This is a genomic window from Paracoccus endophyticus, assembly GCF_003286075.1.
Taxonomy (GTDB): Bacteria; Pseudomonadota; Alphaproteobacteria; order Rhodobacterales; family Rhodobacteraceae; genus Paracoccus; species Paracoccus endophyticus.
Genome location: NZ_QLUV01000001.1, coordinates 152,312 through 169,044 on the forward strand (window position 1 = coordinate 152,312; position 16,733 = coordinate 169,044).

The following is a 16,733-nucleotide window of genomic DNA, read 5'->3' on the forward strand; positions in this document are numbered from 1 at the left end:
ATCCGCGCGGGCCTGGTCCAGCTGTCCGTCGGCGACGATCCCGACGCGAACCTGCCCGTCACGCGCGGGCTGGTCGAGGCCGCGGCCGCGCAGGGCGCGACGCTGGTGCTGACGCCCGAGGTGACGAACCTGCTGACCCCCGACCGCGCCCGGCAGGCCGCCCTGCTGCACCGCGAGGGGGACGACCCCACGCTGGCCGCGCTGCGCGCGGACGCCGCGCGGCTGGGGGTGTGGCTGTCGATCGGATCGCTGTCGCTGCTGTCGGACGACGCGGGCGAGCCGCGATTCACCAACCGCAGCCTGCTGATCGCACCGGACGGGCGGATCGCCGCGCGCTATGACAAGATCCACATGTTCGACGTCACGATCTCGGACACCGAGGCGTATCGCGAAAGCGCGGCGTTCCGGCCTGGGCGCCGCGCGGTGCTGGCCGATGGCCCGGCGCGGATCGGGATGACCGTCTGCTATGACGTGCGTTTCCCGCAGCTTTACCGCCGGCTGGCGCAGGCCGGCGCGCAGATCCTGACCGTGCCCGCCGCCTTCAACGACACCACCGGCGCCGCGCACTGGCAGGTGCTGCTGCGCGCCCGCGCGATCGAGACGGGATGCTTTGTCCTGGCCGCCGCGCAGTGCGGCACGCATGAGGCGCGCCATTCGCCGGGCGCGCGCCCGCGCCGCAGCCACGGCCATTCGCTGGCGGTGTCGCCCTGGGGCGAGGTGCTGGCCGACGGCGGCACGGACACCGGCGTGACCGTCGTGGACCTTGACCTGGCGCAGGTGGACCGCGCCCGCGCCCGCATCCCCGCCTGGGGCGTCGAGACGGGGTTCACCGGACCATGAGCGACGACCCCGCCACCGAATCGCTGGCCGCAAGCCTGTTCGCCGAGGTGCTGATCTCGGAGCAGCTGGCGCGGCACATGGTCACGCGGGCGCTGCCCAAGGGGATGCAGCTGTCGCATTTCTCGGTGCTGAACCTGCTCGCGCATCTGAACGAGGAACGCACGCCCGCGCAGCTTGCGGCCGCGTTCCACGTCAACCGCAGCGCGATGACGAACACGCTGGCGCGGCTGCAATGGGCCGGGCAGGTCCACATCCGTCCCGACTGGGACGATGCGCGGCGCAAGTTCGTGTCGATCAGCCCCGCCGGGCGCGCGGCCCGCGACGCGGCGCTGGCGTCGTTCATGCCGCGCATCGCGGACGTGGTGCGCGACCTTGGCCCAGCGCAGGTCCGCGCCGCCCTGCCCGTCCTGCGCCGCCTGCGCGAGCGGCTGGAGGAGGAGAGCTGAGCAGGCGCGCTGACCGCCGGCCGCGGCCCTGTCCTGACGCCGACCGCCTGCGCCCCAACCCCGGCCCGCCCCAGCCAGCCTGCCCCAGCCAGCCTGCCGCGGCCCCTTTTCCGCCGCGGCCCCGGCCCGCTGCCGGCCCCTGTCAGCGCCGCAGCCCGGTGATGGCGTAGTTCACCGACACATCGTCCTTGGACAGCGACCACGACCAGCGCAGCGGGTTGAACACCATGCCCGTGCGGTCCACGACGGTGATGCCCGCCGCCTCGGCCATCGCGGCCAGGTCGTCCGGGCGGATGAAGCGGCGCCAGTCGTGCGTGCCGCGGGGCAGCCAGCGCATCACCCACTCTGCCCCCACGATCGCCGCGGCAAAGCTTTGCGGCGTGCGGTTCAGCGTGGACAGGATCAGCATCCCCCCCGGCCGCAGCAGGCGCGCGCAGGTGGCGACGAACGCGGCGGGGTCGGCCACGTGCTCGACGATCTCCAGCGCCAGCACCACGTCATAGGTCGCGCCCTCGTCGGCCAGGGCCTCGGCGGTGGTGGCGCGATAGTCGATGTCCAGCCCCGACTGCTGCGCGTGCAACTGCGCCACCGCGATATTCTTCGGCGCGGCGTCCGCGCCGGTCACAGCCGCGCCCAGGCGCGCCATCGGCTCGGCGATCAGCCCGCCGCCGCAGCCAATGTCCAGCAGCCGCAGCCCGTCCAGCGGCCGCAGGCTGCGCCGGTCGCGCCCGAACTCGGCCGAGATCTGGGCCAGGATGTGGTCCAGCCGCACGGGGTTCATCATGTGCAGCGGCTTGAACTTGCCCTGCACGTCCCACCATTCGTCCGCCATCGCGTGGAACTTGGCGATCTCGGCGGGGTCGATGCTGCTGGGTGGGGTCATCGCGCGCTCCGGGGTCCTGGGGCCCGTATGGTGACGGGCGGGCAAGCGGTGTATAACCGCCTGATGGACCGGGTGGCAGCGCAAAACGCAGACGTGACGTCGCAGGGACGGGTGCAGGGGGGAACCGGCGGGCGCCTGTTTCCCCCGGTCGAGCCCTTCGACCGCCGCATGATCGACCGCGGCGACGGTCATGCGATCTATGTCGAGCAATGCGGCCATCCCGCGGGACGCCCGGTGATCGTGCTGCACGGCGGCCCCGGTGGCGGCTGCAGCCCGGTGATGCGGCGCTTCTTCGATCCCGACCACTGGCGCATCGTGCTGTTCGACCAGCGCGGCTGCGGGCGCAGCCAACCCCATGCCAGCGTTCAGGCGAACACCACCGCCCACCTGATCGGCGACATCGACGCGATCCGCGCCGGGCTGGACCTGCCCCCCGCGGTGCTGTTCGGCGGCAGCTGGGGGGCGACGCTGGCCTTGGCCTGCGCGCAGGCGCGCCCCGAGGCGGTCAGCGCGCTGGTGCTGCGCGGCGTGTTCCTGGGGCGTCGGTCCGAGCTGGACTGGTTCTATGGCGGCGGCGCGGGGCGATTCTGGCCCGACCTGTGGTCGCGGTTCGTGGCCCCGATCCCCCCTGACGAGCGTCACGACCTGATCGCCGCCTATCACCGCCGCCTGTTTTCCGGCGAGCGGGCCGAGGAAACACGCTTTGCGCTGTCCTGGATGGCGTGGGAAAACGCGCTGGCCGGGCTGGACAGCACCGCCAGCGGCCATGCGCCCCCCGATTATGCCCGCGCCTTTTCGCGGCTGGAAAACCACTATTTCGTCCACCGATGCTTTCTGGACGAGGGCCAGCTGCTGCGCGACCGCCGCCTGATCGAGCATATCCCGGCAGTCATCGTGCAGGGCCGCTATGACATGGTCTGCCCGCCGATCAGCGCCCACCAGCTGGCCGAGGGCTGGACCCGCAGCGACCTGCGGATCGTGCCCGCGTCGGGCCACGCCCTCAGCGAGCCGCGCATCGCGGCCGAGCTGGTGCGCGTCATGCAGACCATGGCCGGGATCGACTGATCCCTGTCCCCGGCCCGCCGCATCCTGGCCAATCAGCCCGCCAGCACGTCTCGCCAATCGGGGTGGCGGTCGAACTGCGCCGCGGCAAAGCTGCATTGCGGTACGATGCGCAGCCCCTCGGCGCGGGCATCGCCGACCGCGCGGGCGACCAGCGCCGCGCCGACCGACCGGCCGCGCAAGGCCTCGGGGACGAAGGTGTGGTCGATGACGATGCGGCCATGGCCTGCGCGCGCATAGGTCATCTCGGCCTCGGCCCCCTGCACGGTGGCACGATAGCGTCCGCCGTCAGCGGTGTCGTGGCGGTCGATGGTCAGGTCGTGGTCCGTGTCGGTCATGCCAGTGTCCCCGGGCTGTGGCGGTTTTCACCCCCCAACGCGCCGGGCGCGCAAACGGACGCAGGCGTCCGCCAGTCTCCGGATTAGGCAGTCCGACAGCGGGTTGGTCTGGTGACCCCGGAGGGACTTGAACCCCCAACCTGCCCCTTAGGAGGGGGCTGCTCTATCCAGTTGAGCCACGAGGTCGCCGGCCCCTTTCTGCCCGCACGCGCGCCGCTTGGCAAGGTTGCGGGCGGCGATGTCATGCGCTAACACGGGTCGTCCCGCATTGGTTGTGCCCATGACCCCCCCTCGTCCCCGCCGCCCCCTGACCCTGCGCGACGTGTCGCTGGCCTCGGGCGTCAGCGAGATGACGGTCAGCCGCGTGCTGCGCAACCGCGGCGACGTGTCGCCCGCCACGCGCGAAAAGGTCCAGACCGCCGCACGGGCGCTGGGCTATGTTCCCAACAAGATCGCGGGCGGGCTGGCCAGCCAGCGGGTCAACCTGGTCGCCGTGGTCATTCCGTCGCTGTCGAACCTGGTCTTTCCCGAGGTGCTGGGCGGCATCTCGGCCGAGCTGGACGACACCGGCCTTCAGCCGGTGGTCGGCGTCACCCATTATGGCCCCGCGCGCGAGGAGGCGGTGCTGTATGACATGCTCAGCTGGCGGCCCTCGGGGGTGATCCTGGCGGGGCTGGAACATTCCCGCGCCGCCCGCGCCATGCTGGAAAACGCGGGCGTGCCGGTGGTCGAGATCATGGACATCGACGGCGACCCCATCGACACCGCCGTCGGCATCAGCCACGACCGCGCGGGGGCCGACATGGCGGCCCACATCCTGGCCGCGGGATACCGCCGCATCGGCTTCATCGGCACCCACATGCCCGAGGATCATCGCGCCCGCAAACGCCTGGCCGGGTTCGAGCGCGTGCTGTCGGACGCGGGCGTGCCGCTGGCGGCGCGCGAATACTATCAGGGCGGATCGTCGCTGGCCAAGGGGCGCGAGCTGACCGAGCGCATCCTGGCGCGCGAGCCGGACCTGGATTTCCTGTATTATTCCAACGATCTGATCGGCGCGGGGGGGCTGATCTGGGCGCGCGAACAGGCCATCGACATTCCCGGACGGCTGGGGCTTGCGGGATTCAACGGGGTCGATCTGCTGGACGGACTGCCGATCCGGCTGGCCACCACCGACGCCCGCCGCCTAGAAATCGGCCGCCGCGCCGCCCGCATCGTCGCAGGCAAGGACCCCCGCCCCGACAGCGGGGTCATCGCGCTGGCGCCGACCTTTCTGCCGGGCGACACGATCCGCGCCGCGCGCTGACGCTCGACAAGGGGCGAAAGGCCCCTGCCCCGGCGGTCAGCCGCGCAGCGTCAGCCGGGTCATGGTGATGATCTCGCGCATGCGGGCGCGGGTCTCGGGCGGCTCGGCGGCGACGGCCGACAGCATGGCGCGCATCTCTCCGCGCAGGCCATGCACCTGGTCGATCAGCGACAGGACCAGCGCCAGCGCGTCGGCGTCCAGGTCATAGGCGTCCTCAAGCTCCATCGCCAGGGTCAGGCGGGCGACGTCGATCGGGCGGAACCGCGGCCCCGCCTCGGACTGGACGGGGCGCACGATGCCGGCCCGCGTCAGCGCGTCCAGCGCGGCGTCGGTCAGGCCGGGCAGCGCGGCCAGCAGCTCGTTCCGGGTCATCATGGCTTGCCCCCCCGCCGCGTCCCCCGCGGATCATAGGCGTGGTTCTCGCGCCAGCGTTCCAGGAACGCGGCCAGTTCGTCGTCGATCCGGGGCGGCAGCACGATCCTCAGCTCGACGTGCTGGTCGCCGCGCACGCCCCCGGGTCCGGTCAGGCCGCGTCCGCGCAGCCGCAGCTTCTGCCCGCTGGACGCGCCGCGCGGCACCGTCAGCTTGACCGGCCCGTCCAGGGTCTGCGCCTCGACCTTGGCGCCCAGCACGGCCTCGTCCAGGGTGATCGGCAGGACCGTGGTGATGTCGTCACCGTCGCGGCGCCAGTCGGGATCGTCCGCAACGGTGATCGCCAGCAGCGCGTCGCCCGGCCCGCCCTCGCCCATGCCGGGGCCGCCCTTGCCGCGCAGGCGGATGGTCTGGCCGTCGCGCGTGCCGGCGGGGATCTGCACGTCCAGCGAATGACCGTCGGGCAGGGTGATGCGGGTCGTGCCGCCCCGCGCGGCGGTCAGGAAATCGACCTCGAGCGTGTAGCGGTGGTCCTGCCCGCGCACGTCGAAGCTGCGCGCGCCCCCGCCTGTGCCCCCGAAGCCGCCGAACCCCCCTGCGCGGGTGCGCCGCGCGCCCCCTTCGCCGAACAGGTCGGCAAACACGTCCGAGAAATCGCCGTAGTTCGCCTCGGGCCGATAGGGATTGCCGGGGCCTTCCGAAAAGTCGCGGTAATAGCGGCGCTGCGGGCGTTCCTGGCCCTGTGCGTCGATCTCGCCGCGGTCGAACCGGGCACGCTGGTCGGGGTCCTTCAGCAGGTCATAGGCCGCGGACGCCGCCTTGAAGCGTTCATGCGCGGCGGGGTCGTCGTTCAGGTCCGGGTGGTCGGCCTTGGCGATGCGCCGATACGCCTTCTTGATCTCGGCCTCGGACGCGGTCTTGGCAACGCCCAGCGCGGCATATGGATCATTGGCCATCGTCAAACCCCTTTCGTCGCAGGCAAAACGTCCCGGACGTCCGCCGGGTTTCCCATAACGCCGGGGCGGCGGCGGCACCAGATCCGCAGGCGGACGCAGGGCGCGCAGGGGCTTTGCCCGTCGCCGGCCCTGACAACGCCGCGGGGCGTCCAACGCGCGGGCGTCCGGCGCGCGGGCGTCCGGCGCGCGGGCGCAGGCGGCCAGGGTCCGCCGGGCCGCGGCCCCTGCCTGCCGGCCCCGCGCGGCGCGCCCGGCCCTCACCGTGCGCCCAGCCGCTCGTCCGCCAGGGCGCCGCCGGGCAGGAACTGCGCCCGCAGCGGCAGGGCCGCCGCGCCCATCGCCCGGGCCGGGCGGCCCAGCGTGCCGGTCACGACGCGGGGCACCGCGATGCCGGCGCAGGGCAGCGTGGGCAGCGCCTGCGCCGTGGCGGCGGCCAGCCGGTCGCGCAGCGTCCCCGGCATCGCGCCGTCGACCACCACCAGCCCCAGGTCCGCCACGGCGGCCCCGGCCAGCGCCGCCTGCGCCAGCGCCCGCCCGGCCTCGCCGATCCAGGCCGCCGCGACCGTGTCGGGGATCTGCCAGGCCGCATCGTCGGCGGGCAGCCGCCGGCCCATGCGCCGTTCCAGCGCCGCGACCGCGGCGTGGTCCAGCACCTGCCCGCCGCCCCGCAGGCACAGCGACCCCATGGCGGCGGCGTTGCCGGTGGGACCGGACCGCAACTGCCCGTCCAGCACGATCCCGCCGCCCGCGAAATGCGCGACATAAAGGTAAAGAAAGTCCCGCGGCAGCGGTCCGCCGGTGCCGAACAGCAGCTCTGCCGCGCAGGCGCAGGTGGCGTCGTTTTCCAGCCAGACCGGCATGTCCAGCGCCGCCGCCAGGTCGGCCCGCAGGTCGCGTTCGCGCCAGGGCTGCATTTCCGGGCCCCAGTCCCACAGGCTGAACGGGATGCCCACGCCCAGACCCGCCAACCGGCCGCGCAGCGCGGGCGCCAGCGGGTCGAGCAGGCGGGCCGCCCGGGTCTGCGCAAAGTCCAGGATCGCGTCGGGATCGGGGTGGGCATGGTCGCGCAGAAACCGCGCGCGCACCGTCCCCGCGAAATCCATCAGCACCATCTCGGCCCGCCGGCGCCCGACCTTGAGGCCGAGAAACAGCGCCCCGTTCGGGGCCAGCGCCAAAGGCGTGCCGGGCTGTCCCACCTGTCCGCGCTGCGGCTCTCCGGGGTCGAGATACCCGGCGTCGATCAGCGCGCGGGTGATCGTGCCCACCGATTGCGCCGACAGCCCCGTGACCTGCGCCAGCGCCGCGCGCGACAGCGGGCCGGACCGGCGCAGGATGGCCAGGATCAGCCGTTCGTGGTGGTTGCGCAACCCGCCCGGCGTGGATGCCCGCATGCCCGTCCCCCCTTGGTTCATCCGCGTCCCGGCGTCACCTGAGCGGCGCCGTCGATGGGGCGTGGAACTTTTCCTCGACCAGTTCGGATCGCAGCGCGGCGTTGATGCGGCGCTTGATCGCCGCCCGCTCGTCGTTGGTCAGATAGACCGCGCGGGCCAGCGCCACGAAGGCGTCGTCGAACTCGGCCAGGGCTTCCTTTTCGCGGATGTCATCCTCGATCCGCCACAGGGCCAGGTTGACGGCGCGCAGGCGGTCCACCAGCGCGGCAAGCCCCGGCTGGTCGCCGACCGGGGCGGCCACCTCGCGCAGCAGCGCCAGTTCGCGCGCGACATTGGCCCGCGCGGCGGGTTCGGCGATGCGCTCGGCCTTGATCTCAAGGATGGTGATCTTGTCGATCAGCTCGCCCCAGGACACCGGGGCCATCGGCAGCGTCGGGGTGGCGGTCATGCCGTTCTGCGCCCCGCCGAATCGTCCAGGGCCGTCGCCACCCGGGCCATCACGCTGGCCCAGTCGCCCGGCGCCGGCTGTCGCCAGACCCGCATGGCGGGATACCAGGGCGTGCGGTCCCCCGCCACCGGCCAGCGCCAGTCGGGGTCGTGGCGCGCCAGCAGCCAGACCGGCCGGCCCAGCGCGCCGGCCAGATGCGCGACCATGGTGTCCACGGTCACGACCAGCGCCGCGCCCGCGGCCAGCCGCGCGGTCCGCACCATGTCCAGCGGGCAGCCCTGCGGGTTCAGCACCGGCAGGTCCGTCGGCGCGGCGACCAGCGTCACCGCAGGCCCCGCGCACAGCGGCGCGAACAGCGCCGGGGGCACCGAGCGGCCGGTGTCCCAGTCGCCCGCCTGCCAGCACAGCGCCAGCGTGCCGTGCGGCAGGTCGTCGGGGGCCACGCGCAGATAGGGGGCGGGCGCGTCCTGCGGCCGCGCGCGCAGGGCAAGCGGCAGCTCCATGATCTCGATGTCGCAGTCCTGCGGCGGCGCGGGACGCGCGGGGTCAAAGGGCACCAGCCGGTCGATGCCGGCGAAACCGCGGAACAGCGGGATCAGCGCGGGCTGCATCTCGACCGTGACGCGGGCCGCGCGGCGGACCAGCAGCGGCAGGAACCGCGCGAACATCAGCGTGTCGCCCAAGCCGTGATAGCAGCGCACCAGCACGGCGCGGCCGTCGAAGCCGCGCCCGTCCCAGACCCAGCGCAGGTGATAGGGCAGGTTCGGGTCGTCGCGGCCGCGCGGGTCGCGCGCGGCGAGGCTCGTCGCCGCGATGTCCCACGCCGCGGCAAAGTCGCCGCGCCGCATCGCCGCGGTCCAGGGATCGGGGCGGCCTGTCATCGGGTCGGTGAGGCCTGCGGGCGGCGCCATCGCACCGCGGCTATTCGGCGGCCTGCGCGGGCCGGGCCTTGAGCTCGCCCTGCAGCTCGGCCGCGAACCACGCCCAGGTCTGCGCCAGCCCCTCGGACAGGGGCACGCGCGGCGCCCAGCCCAGAAGCTGCGCGGCGCGGTCCAGGTCGGGGCGGCGGCGGCGGGGGTCGTCCACCGGGATCGGCCGATGGACGACGCGCGCCTGCGTGCCCGACAGCGCGACCACCTGGTCGAGCAGCTCGCGCACCGTGATCTCGGCCGCGTTGCCCAGGTTGACCGGCTGCATCCCGTCGAACTCGGCCTCCATCAGCGCGAGCAGTCCCGCGACCAGATCCGCGACATAGCAGAAGCTGCGCGTCTGGGTGCCGTCGCCATAGATCGTCAGCGCCTCGCCCCGCAGCGCCTGGCAGATCAGGTTGGACACCACGCGCCCGTCGCCCGGGTCCATGTTGGGGCCGTAGGTGTTGAAGATGCGGGCGACGCGGACCTGCGCGCGCCCGGCGCGGCCGTAGTCGAAGACCAGGCTTTCCGCCGCGCGCTTGCCTTCGTCATAGCAGGCGCGGGGGCCGGTGCAGCTGACATGGCCGCGGTACTCCTCGGGCTGGGGATGGACCTCGGGGTCGCCATAGACCTCGCTGGTCGAGGTCAGCAGGAACCGGGCGCCCGCGCGTTCGGCCAGCCGCAGCAGGTGGTTGGTGCCGACCACGTTGGTCAGCATCGTGTGTTCCGGGTCCATCTGATAGAGGGGCGGCGAGGCGGCGCAGGCCAGGTTCCAGACCCGGTGGATGCGCGGCACCTCGGCCAGCACCGACGCGGGCAGCGGCGCCGTGATGTCGTGGCGCACGAAGCTGAAGCCGGGATGGCCGGTCAGCGCCGCCAGGTTGGACGGGCGCGCGGTCTGCAGGCTGTCGATGCACAGCACCCCTTCGCCCCGGTCCAGCAGCGCGCGGCACAGATGCGATCCGATGAACCCCGCCCCCCCTGCCACGACGTTCAGCCGCCGTCCGGCGTCGCGGTGCCGCGGCAGGGCGGTGATCCTGGTCGGTTGGGTCATGGCGCTGTTCCCCCTGTGATGCGGCCGCTTATGCCGTGGCCGTGCGTGTTTCGTTGATGGCCTTGGGCTGCGCGGCACGCGCCGCGGCGGCTTCGGCCAGATGCGCGTCAAGCTCGGCCGCGCGGTGGTCGGATGAATGGGCGGCCTCGATCCGGGCGCGGGCCGCCTGCCCCATCGGCGCGGCGTCGCGGTCCAGCGCGGCCAGCACGTCGGCGGCGCTGTCGGCCAGCACGATGTCCTGCCCGGGCTGGAACAGCGTCTCGATCCCGTCCCAGCGGTCCGAGATGATGGGCGTGGCGCAGGCCCCGGCCTCGAACAACCGGACCGACGGCGACCAGCCCGCGCGGATCATGTCGGCCCGCGTGACGTTCAGGGTGAAGCGGCTGGCGGAATAGAACGCGGCGTGGTCCGCGGGCGGGCAATGCTCGATCCGCTCGACATTCCGGGGCCAGTCGATGGTGGCGGGATACTGCGGCCCCGCCACGACGAACCGCAGGTCGGGGCGCTGCCGGGCGGGGTCCAGCAGCAGCCGGTCCAGCGTCGGCTGGCGGTCGTCGCTGTAGGTGCCCAGATAGGACAGGTCCCAGCGTTTGGACACCGTTCGCGGGCCATACAGGTCCAGGTCCACCGAGCAGTAGAGCGCCCGCGCCCTGGGCGAGCCGTAGCGGCGTTCGATATGCCGCAGCGTCGGGCCGCCGGTGAAGGACAGGTAGACGTCGAAGCCGGGGATGACCTCGGGCGAGAGATATTCGTAGTCGCCCCGGTCCAGCTTGGCCAGCGTCACCGGCGTGTCGATGTCGTAGAACGCGGTCGTGCCGCGTGCCCAGGACTGGACGCGGCGGGCGACCTCGACCCCCTCGGGGACGTAGCTGCCCACGATCACCGCATCCGCGCCTGCGATCTCGTCGCGCCAGCGGTCAAGGCCGGGCAGGTCGGCATAGAACTCCAGCCGGCACCAGTCGGGGTCGGTCAGGTCGCGCTGGCTGGCGTACCAGGGCACGTCGCGCTCCAGAAACAGGATCTCGTGCCCGCGCCGGGCAAAGGCCTTGAGCAGGGCGCGGAAGGTGGTCGCATGGCCGTTCCCCCACGAGGAGGAGAGCGACAGCCCCAGGACAACCAGCTTCATGCCCGGGCCTCCTCGGGTTTGCGGGCGTGCGCCTTGAACAGCGCATCCACCTGCGCGCCGCGCAGGGCATAGGTGTGGTCCGCCTTGACCCTCGCCAGCGCCGCCTGCCCGATGTCTCGCGCGCGCTCGGGCGTCAGCGCGGCCAGATGGTCCGCCACGTCCTGCCCGTCGCGGGCGACCAGCACCTCGCGGTCGGGGGTCAGGAACAGCTCGATCCCCTCCCAGGCGTCGGTGATGAGGCAGGCGGCCGCGCCCGCCGCCTCGAAGACGCGGGTCGCGGGCGAAAAGCCCACATGCGCCATGCTGTCGCGGGCGACGTTCAGGACCGCCAGCGGTGTGCAGTTGAAGGCGTTGTGCTCATGCGTATAGACATGGCCCAGATGGCGGACATTGCCGGGCATCTGCTTGGTTTCCCAGCCGTTTCCGCCGATCAGGAAGCTGCGGTTTGCCAGCATCGCGGCGGGGCGCAGGAAGAACTCCTCGACCCGCGCCTCGCGGTCGGGCAGGCGGTTGCCCAGAAAAGCCAGGTCCGCGGCGAAGCGCGCATCCGCCGGCGCGGGATGGTGCGTGGCGGGGTCGAGCGCATTGTAGACCGGCTCGCACAGCTTGGCGCCGAAGCCGCGATATGCGTCCACCACCGGCGGGCCGCCGCCATAGGTCAACACCATGTCCAGACCCGGCAGCGCGCGGCGCACCGGATGGCTGTCGTCGGCGCGCATCTCGTCCAGCGTCGCCGCCGCGTCCACGTCCCAGAAGATCTTGAGCGCGCCGGGCTTGGCCTGGGCGATCACCCCGTCCAGCAGTTCGCGGTCGAAGACGCCGACGCCGTTGGCCTTGACCACGATGTCGGCGTGGGCCGCCTCGGCCAGCACGCCGCGCATGGCGTCTTCCGTCGCGGGATAGACGACGGACCGGCACCAGTCCGGCGGGTCGATGTCGCGGTGCTTTTGCCGGTCGAAGGCGTCGGGCTCGTAGAAGGTGATGTCGTAGCCGCGCTTGGCCAGTTCCCCCAGGATGCCGCGGTAATAGGTGGCGGCACCATTCCAGTAGGACGACAGCAGGCTCGATCCGTAAAAGGCGATCTTCATGCCGCAGACGCTCCGAGGTTGAGGCCGAGCGTTGCGGCGATGGAGAGGAGTTCCTGCGCGCGATGGGCGCAGGTGTGGCGGGCGCGGATGGTCTCCAGCCCGTGGGCCACAAGCGAGGCGCGCAGGGCCGGATCGTTCGACAGGTCGCGCAGGTGGGTGGTCATCTCGGCGCCGTCGCGGGCGAACAGGAAATCGCCGGGGCGGAACAGCGTCTCGCTGTCGTCCCACGGGGCGGACACCAGGGGGATGCCGCAGGCCAGCGCCTCGAAGACGCGGATGGTCGGGATGCCGGGCAGCATCGTCGTGTAGAACCGGCGCGGCACGTGGACCGTCGCCAAGTGGCGGGCGAAGATGTCCGGCGCCGCGGCATTGGGCGCCCAGCCGTGATAGCGCACGCCGTAAGCCGCCAGCGTCGCCAGCGCCTCGGCCGGATAGCGCACGCCGTAGATGTCGAGCGGCAGGCCCGCGTCGCGGCCTGGGCGGAACAGAAAGCGTTCCAGCTCCTCGGTCCGCTCGCCGTCGCCCCAGTTGCCGATCCAGACGAGCCCCTCGCGGTCGCCTTCCTGCGCCGGGGGATGGAACAGCCTTGTGTCGGCGGCCTCGTGCCAGGTCCAGACGCGGTCGCCCCAGCCCCAGCGGCGATAGACCTCGCTCAGCGTCTCGCCAAAGGCCAGCACGCCGTCAAAGCCCGACAGGTCGAAGGCGCGGATGGCCTCGGGGTCGCTGACGGCGCGGTGGTGGGTGTCGTGGAACAGCAGGCGAAAGCGCGCGCCCTGCTTGCGCGCCTGCCCCAGACGCGCGGCCAGCGCCGGGTCGTTCCATTCGTGCACGATGACCAGGTCGGCAGCCCCCGCCAGCGCCGCCGGGTCCGCGTCGGCGGCATAGGTTTCGACCCTCAGGTCCGGGTAATGCTTGCGGAATGGGTCCAATCCTGCCTCGCCGTGGTCACGCAGCAGGTTCTCAAGACTCCACGCGCCGTCCGGTTCCAGCGCCCGCACAGGGTGGCCCAGCGCGGCCAGTTCCCGCAGCACGCCGCGCAGGAAATGGGCGTTGCCGTGGTTCCAGCAGGACTGCAGCGAATGGGTGAAATAGACGATGTTCATGCGGCCCGGGTCCGTGTGGTCATTGCATCGCGGTAGAGGGCGGCCATCGCGGCCGCCATCGCGTCGGGGGTGTGGCGGGCGGCGCGGTCGCGCGCGCGCGCGCCCTGCGCCGCGTGCCGCGCCGGGTAGGCCAGCAGCGCGGCGATGGCCGCGGCAAAGCCCGGTGCGTCGTCGGCAGGGACGAAATCGGCCGCGCCGTCCCACAGTTCGCGGAACGTCGGGATGTCGGACAGCACCAGCGGGCAGCCGGCCTGCGCGGCCTCCAGCACGGCAAGGCCGAACGGCTCGAACCGGGCGGCGCTGACAAAGACGGGGCGGCGGGCCAGCCAGTGCGCCAGTGCCTCGGGCGGCAGCGGCCCGGTGGCGCGCAGGTGGCGCGGGGCGACGGTGGCGCCATGCGGCGCGCGCATCGCGCCGACCGCCACGAAGGGCGCATCCAGCAGGGCGGCGGCGGCGTCCAGCGTGGCGGTGTTCTTGACCTCGTCCCACAGCCGCCCGACGGTCAGCGCGCCGGCAAGGAGCGCCGCCTGCGGCAGCGGCATCGGGCGGCGGCCGTTGTGCACGCAGGCGGGCGCCGCCGCCAGCCCATAGCGGCGCGCGGTCGCGTCCGCATAGGCGCGGGTGGGCGCGACGGTGCGGGTGGCCGCGCGCAGCCCCTGCCCGATCAGCTCGGGCAGCCAGGCCAGCGCCGGGTCGAGCGCCCCTTTGCCCGCGGCGTCCCACCAGGTTCCCAGGCAGCCGTGGTTGACCGCGACCACCGGCAGGCCCAGCCCCGCCGCGGCCAGCGCGGGGCCGTTCAGATGAACAAGGTCGGCGTCCATGTCCGCGGCCAGCCGCGCCACCGCCCGCCCCGCCGCCAGCACCGGGCCCGGCCCGTCGCTCAGCCAGTCGAGCGGCAGGCCGGTGTCGATCAGGCGCAGCCCCGGCACCCGCGCGGCCGCGGCGCGCTGGCCGGCGTCGGGGGACGGGCCCAGCACCGCCAGCGTGACCTGAACGCCGCGCAGCGCGCCCGCCAGGTCCAGCGCATAGGACCAGACGCCCCCGACCGCATCGGCCGTCATCAGCAGGCGGGTGGTCACGACCGGCCGTTCATGCGCGCGCCCATCCCCGGTCTCATGCGGACTGGGCCAACTGCGGGCGGCCCACGGGCAGGTTGATCCCCCCCTCGGCCGCCAGCCACTGCGCCAGCCGCGTCACGCCCTCCTGCCAGTCCACCTTGGGCGACAGGCCCAGCGCCTGTTCGGCGGCCCGCGTGTCGGCCACGAAATACGGCTGGTCGCCCGCGCGCCAGTCAGAAAAGGCGACCTCCACGGGGCGGTCGATGATCCGGCCGACAAAGTCCAGCAATTGCCGCAGGCTGACCGCGTTCTGCGGGCCCCCGCCCAGGTTGAAGACGCGGCCCGAGACCTGCTCGATCCGGTCCCAGGCGGCCAGATAGGCCTCGACCGCGTTCGACACGTCCAGGATGTCGCGGACCTGGCAGCCGTCGCCATAGAGCGTGATCGGCTGGCCCCTCAGCGCGCGGATCAGGAAATGGGCGACCCAGCCCTGATCCTCGGTCCCCATCTGGCGCTGGCCATAGATGCAGGACATCCGCAGCACGCAGGTGGGCACGCCAAAGCTGCGGGCATAGTCCAGAACATACTGGTCCGCCGCGCCTTTGGAGCAGCCATAGGGCGTGTGGAAGTCCAGTGGGCGGGCCTCTCCGATCCCATGGGCGCGCACCTGCGCGTCGGTGGGCTGGTAGGCCTCGCCCGCCAGCGCGAAATCAAGGTCGGCGAGGTCGCCATACACCTTGTTGGTGGACGCAAAGATCAGCGGCGTGCCGTCGGCCTTGGCCCGCAGCGCCTCCAGCAGGTTCATCGTGCCGATCAGGTTGATCGTCATGTCCTCGACCGGCTCGACCATGCTGGTCGTCACGGCGACCTGGGCGGCCATGTGGAAGACGACCTTCGCCTCCTGCACGGCCGCGCTCAGGCGCGCGGCGTCGCGGATGTCGGCCCGGACAGGCTCGATCCGGTCGCCATGGCGCTGTTGCAGCCACGACAGGTTGCGTTCCACGCCGGGGCGGCTCATCGCGTCATAGACGATGACGCGGTGCCCGTCGCCCGCCAGCCGGTCGGCCAGGTTCGAGCCGATGAAGCCCGCGCCGCCCGTGACCAGCACCGGGCGCGGATCGGCGGCAGGTGAACTGCGCCCCGTCACGCGACCAGCCCCCGCTTTTCCAGCTCGGTCCGCGCCTGGTCGACCCGGTCCACGGCGGTCTGGCTCGCAACCCACTCGGCCAGTTCCGCCAGCCCCTCGCGGAAGTCGGTGTCGGCGCGGAAGCCCAGCGTTTCCGCCGCAAGCGTGGTGTCGCAGAAGCAATGCCGGATGTCGCCGATGCGGGCCTTGCCGACGATCAGCGGCTCCAAGTCGTTGCGGCCCATGGCACGGCCCAGTTCCTGCGCGACCTCGGTCACGGACCGGTCGTTGCCGGACCCGATGTTGAACGTCCCGCCCGCCGCCTGCGGCAGGGACAGCGCCTCGGCAAAGGCGCGGGCCACGTCGGACACATGGACGAAATCGCGGCGCTGTTCGCCATCCTCGAAGATCATCGGCGCCTGCCCGTTCAGGTAACGCGAGGCGAAGATCGCGAGAACCCCCGTGTAGGGGTTCGACAGCGCCTGGCCGGGGCCGAAGACGTTGAACAGCCGCAGGCACACGCCCTCGATCCCGTAGGGGGCGGACATGATATGCGTGGTGCGTTCCTGCACGAACTTGTTCAGCGCATAGATCGACGCGAGGTTCGGGCGCTTCCATTCGGGCGTGGCGACCGGCACCAGCGGGCGGCCCTGCGCGTCGGTCGGGTCCCACTGCTTCAGCCCGTCGCGGATGCCCTGGCGCTCGGCGTCCTCGACCATCTGGCCGTCGGCGTCGCGGTAAAGCCCCTCGCCATAGATCGACATGGAGGACGCGGTGACGACACGGCGCACGGGGTTGTCGATCAGCTTTTCGAACAGCACGGCGGTGCCCACGTCGTTGGTCGAGGTGTAGCGTTCCACCTCGTACATGGACTGGCCTACGCCCACCTCGGCCGCCAGGTGGATCACGCTGTCCACGCCCCTCAGCGCGCGGGCCACGGCGTCCTTGTCGCGCACGTCGCCGTGGATGAACTCGGCCTCGCTGTTCAGCGCCTCGGGGCGGGCCGCGGCCTCGCCGTGGACCTGCGGGATCAGGGCGTCCAGCACGCGGACCTGATGGCCGCGCGCCAGCAGCTCGTCCGCGACGAAGCGGCCGATGAACCCTGCACCCCCGGTGATCAGAACCTTTTCCAAATGCGCCTCACTTGCTTTTTACGAAATTGAAACCACGGGCTTGTTCTGTTGTTAAGCAGCTATGTTCCGGCTGTGCCATCATCATCTTCATCAAC

18 protein-coding genes and 1 tRNA gene are annotated in these 16,733 nt (G+C 72.4%); 4 read left to right on the forward strand and 15 right to left on the reverse strand.

What is annotated here, in order from left to right; all coding sequences use genetic code 11:
• Together DPQ23_RS00750 and DPQ23_RS00755 are read left to right on the forward strand one after the other, a co-directional pair.
• On the forward strand, positions 1-840 hold the full coding sequence (locus DPQ23_RS00750; protein WP_112873284.1) for a carbon-nitrogen hydrolase family protein: 840 nt from the start codon (positions 1-3) through the stop codon (positions 838-840).
• Positions 837-1,286, forward strand: coding sequence for a MarR family winged helix-turn-helix transcriptional regulator (locus DPQ23_RS00755; protein ID WP_112872773.1), 450 nt, complete (start codon positions 837-839; stop codon positions 1,284-1,286). Before DPQ23_RS00750 ends, DPQ23_RS00755 begins: the two co-directional genes overlap by 4 nt.
• A gap of 142 nt (positions 1,287-1,428) precedes the next feature.
• Here DPQ23_RS00755 and ubiG read toward each other — a convergent pair whose 3' ends face one another.
• Positions 1,429-2,169: a bifunctional 2-polyprenyl-6-hydroxyphenol methylase/3-demethylubiquinol 3-O-methyltransferase UbiG gene (gene ubiG / locus DPQ23_RS00760; RefSeq protein ID WP_112872774.1), complete on the reverse strand. Its 741-nt coding sequence runs from the start codon at positions 2,167-2,169 to the stop codon at positions 1,429-1,431.
• Between the two features lie 63 nt (positions 2,170-2,232).
• Between ubiG and pip the strand changes: the two genes are divergently transcribed.
• The gene (pip, locus tag DPQ23_RS00765) at positions 2,233-3,234 is read left to right on the forward strand and encodes a prolyl aminopeptidase (protein ID WP_112873285.1); all 1,002 of its coding nucleotides are present in this window, start codon (positions 2,233-2,235) and stop codon (positions 3,232-3,234) included.
• 32 nt (positions 3,235-3,266) lie between these two features.
• On the opposite strand, the gene DPQ23_RS00770 is transcribed toward pip, so the two are convergent.
• Together DPQ23_RS00770 and DPQ23_RS00775 are read right to left on the reverse strand one after the other, a co-directional pair.
• A complete protein-coding gene (locus DPQ23_RS00770; protein WP_112872775.1) occupies positions 3,267-3,569 on the reverse strand; it encodes a GNAT family N-acetyltransferase in 303 nt (100 codons plus the stop codon).
• Between the two features lie 109 nt (positions 3,570-3,678).
• Positions 3,679-3,755, reverse strand: a tRNA-Arg gene (locus tag DPQ23_RS00775).
• A 94-nt stretch (positions 3,756-3,849) separates the two neighbouring features.
• On the opposite strand from DPQ23_RS00775, the gene DPQ23_RS00780 reads away from it, so the two are divergent.
• Complete coding sequence (locus DPQ23_RS00780) at positions 3,850-4,872, forward strand: LacI family DNA-binding transcriptional regulator (protein ID WP_112872776.1); 1,023 nt, start codon at positions 3,850-3,852, stop codon at positions 4,870-4,872.
• Positions 4,873-4,908: 36 nt separating this feature from the next.
• Here the strand turns inward: DPQ23_RS00780 and DPQ23_RS00785 are convergent, their stop codons facing one another.
• The 12 genes from DPQ23_RS00785 to DPQ23_RS15685 all read right to left on the reverse strand — a co-directional run bounded on the left by DPQ23_RS00785 (position 4,909) and on the right by DPQ23_RS15685 (position 16,638).
• A complete protein-coding gene (locus DPQ23_RS00785; RefSeq protein ID WP_112872777.1) occupies positions 4,909-5,247 on the reverse strand; it encodes a chaperone modulator CbpM in 339 nt (112 codons plus the stop codon).
• Entirely contained in the window at positions 5,244-6,200 is a 957-nt protein-coding gene (locus tag DPQ23_RS00790; RefSeq protein WP_112872778.1) for a DnaJ C-terminal domain-containing protein, read from the reverse strand. Before DPQ23_RS00790 ends, DPQ23_RS00785 begins: the two co-directional genes overlap by 4 nt.
• 257 nt (positions 6,201-6,457) lie before the next feature.
• On the reverse strand, positions 6,458-7,591 hold the full coding sequence (locus tag DPQ23_RS00795) for an ROK family transcriptional regulator (protein WP_112872779.1): 1,134 nt from the start codon (positions 7,589-7,591) through the stop codon (positions 6,458-6,460).
• A 34-nt stretch (positions 7,592-7,625) separates the two neighbouring features.
• Positions 7,626-8,039: a DUF6165 family protein gene (locus DPQ23_RS00800; protein ID WP_170310743.1), complete on the reverse strand. Its 414-nt coding sequence runs from the start codon at positions 8,037-8,039 to the stop codon at positions 7,626-7,628.
• Positions 8,036-8,950 carry a glycosyltransferase family 9 protein gene (locus DPQ23_RS00805; protein WP_205961392.1) on the reverse strand — a complete coding sequence of 305 codons (915 nt, stop codon included), beginning with the start codon at positions 8,948-8,950 and terminating at the stop codon, positions 8,036-8,038. Before DPQ23_RS00805 ends, DPQ23_RS00800 begins: the two co-directional genes overlap by 4 nt.
• 10 nt (positions 8,951-8,960) lie before the next feature.
• Positions 8,961-10,004, reverse strand: a complete 1,044-nt coding sequence (locus DPQ23_RS00810; RefSeq protein WP_112872780.1) for an NAD-dependent epimerase/dehydratase family protein — start codon at positions 10,002-10,004, stop codon at positions 8,961-8,963.
• Between the two features lie 28 nt (positions 10,005-10,032).
• Entirely contained in the window at positions 10,033-11,130 is a 1,098-nt protein-coding gene (locus tag DPQ23_RS00815) for a CgeB family protein (RefSeq protein ID WP_112872781.1), read from the reverse strand.
• Positions 11,127-12,218, reverse strand: coding sequence for a CgeB family protein (locus DPQ23_RS00820; RefSeq protein ID WP_112872782.1), 1,092 nt, complete (start codon positions 12,216-12,218; stop codon positions 11,127-11,129). Before DPQ23_RS00820 ends, DPQ23_RS00815 begins: the two co-directional genes overlap by 4 nt.
• Entirely contained in the window at positions 12,215-13,321 is a 1,107-nt protein-coding gene (locus DPQ23_RS00825) for a CgeB family protein (protein ID WP_112872783.1), read from the reverse strand. Before DPQ23_RS00825 ends, DPQ23_RS00820 begins: the two co-directional genes overlap by 4 nt.
• On the reverse strand, positions 13,318-14,400 hold the full coding sequence (locus tag DPQ23_RS00830; protein WP_205961393.1) for a glycosyltransferase family 4 protein: 1,083 nt from the start codon (positions 14,398-14,400) through the stop codon (positions 13,318-13,320). Before DPQ23_RS00830 ends, DPQ23_RS00825 begins: the two co-directional genes overlap by 4 nt.
• 34 nt (positions 14,401-14,434) lie before the next feature.
• Complete coding sequence (locus DPQ23_RS15615) at positions 14,435-15,526, reverse strand: SDR family NAD(P)-dependent oxidoreductase (RefSeq protein WP_112872784.1); 1,092 nt, start codon at positions 15,524-15,526, stop codon at positions 14,435-14,437.
• Positions 15,523-16,638 (reverse strand): SDR family NAD(P)-dependent oxidoreductase, encoded by a 1,116-nt coding sequence (locus DPQ23_RS15685; protein WP_112872785.1) that lies wholly within the window; start codon positions 16,636-16,638, stop codon positions 15,523-15,525. Before DPQ23_RS15685 ends, DPQ23_RS15615 begins: the two co-directional genes overlap by 4 nt.
• Between the last annotated feature and the right edge of the window lie 95 nt (positions 16,639-16,733).

Excerpts from the sequence above, each read along its gene's own strand:
- DPQ23_RS00790 (WP_112872778.1), bottom strand. The coding sequence starts at position 6,200 with ATGGCCAATGATCCATATGCCGCGCTGGGCGTTGCCAAGACCGCGTCC.
- ubiG (WP_112872774.1), bottom strand. The coding sequence starts at position 2,169 with ATGACCCCACCCAGCAGCATCGACCCCGCCGAGATCGCCAAGTTCCAC.
- pip (WP_112873285.1), top strand. The coding sequence starts at position 2,233 with ATGGACCGGGTGGCAGCGCAAAACGCAGACGTGACGTCGCAGGGACGG.
- DPQ23_RS00755 (WP_112872773.1), top strand. The coding sequence starts at position 837 with ATGAGCGACGACCCCGCCACCGAATCGCTGGCCGCAAGCCTGTTCGCC.
- DPQ23_RS00795 (WP_112872779.1), bottom strand. The coding sequence starts at position 7,591 with ATGCGGGCATCCACGCCGGGCGGGTTGCGCAACCACCACGAACGGCTG.
- DPQ23_RS00805 (WP_205961392.1), bottom strand. The coding sequence starts at position 8,950 with ATGGCGCCGCCCGCAGGCCTCACCGACCCGATGACAGGCCGCCCCGAT.
- DPQ23_RS00815 (WP_112872781.1), bottom strand. The coding sequence starts at position 11,130 with ATGAAGCTGGTTGTCCTGGGGCTGTCGCTCTCCTCCTCGTGGGGGAAC.
- DPQ23_RS00780 (WP_112872776.1), top strand. The coding sequence starts at position 3,850 with ATGACCCCCCCTCGTCCCCGCCGCCCCCTGACCCTGCGCGACGTGTCG.
- DPQ23_RS00785 (WP_112872777.1), bottom strand. The coding sequence starts at position 5,247 with ATGATGACCCGGAACGAGCTGCTGGCCGCGCTGCCCGGCCTGACCGAC.
- DPQ23_RS00800 (WP_170310743.1), bottom strand. The coding sequence starts at position 8,039 with ATGACCGCCACCCCGACGCTGCCGATGGCCCCGGTGTCCTGGGGCGAG.
- DPQ23_RS00820 (WP_112872782.1), bottom strand. The coding sequence starts at position 12,218 with ATGAAGATCGCCTTTTACGGATCGAGCCTGCTGTCGTCCTACTGGAAT.
- DPQ23_RS00810 (WP_112872780.1), bottom strand. The coding sequence starts at position 10,004 with ATGACCCAACCGACCAGGATCACCGCCCTGCCGCGGCACCGCGACGCC.
- DPQ23_RS00770 (WP_112872775.1), bottom strand. The coding sequence starts at position 3,569 with ATGACCGACACGGACCACGACCTGACCATCGACCGCCACGACACCGCT.
- DPQ23_RS00825 (WP_112872783.1), bottom strand. The coding sequence starts at position 13,321 with ATGAACATCGTCTATTTCACCCATTCGCTGCAGTCCTGCTGGAACCAC.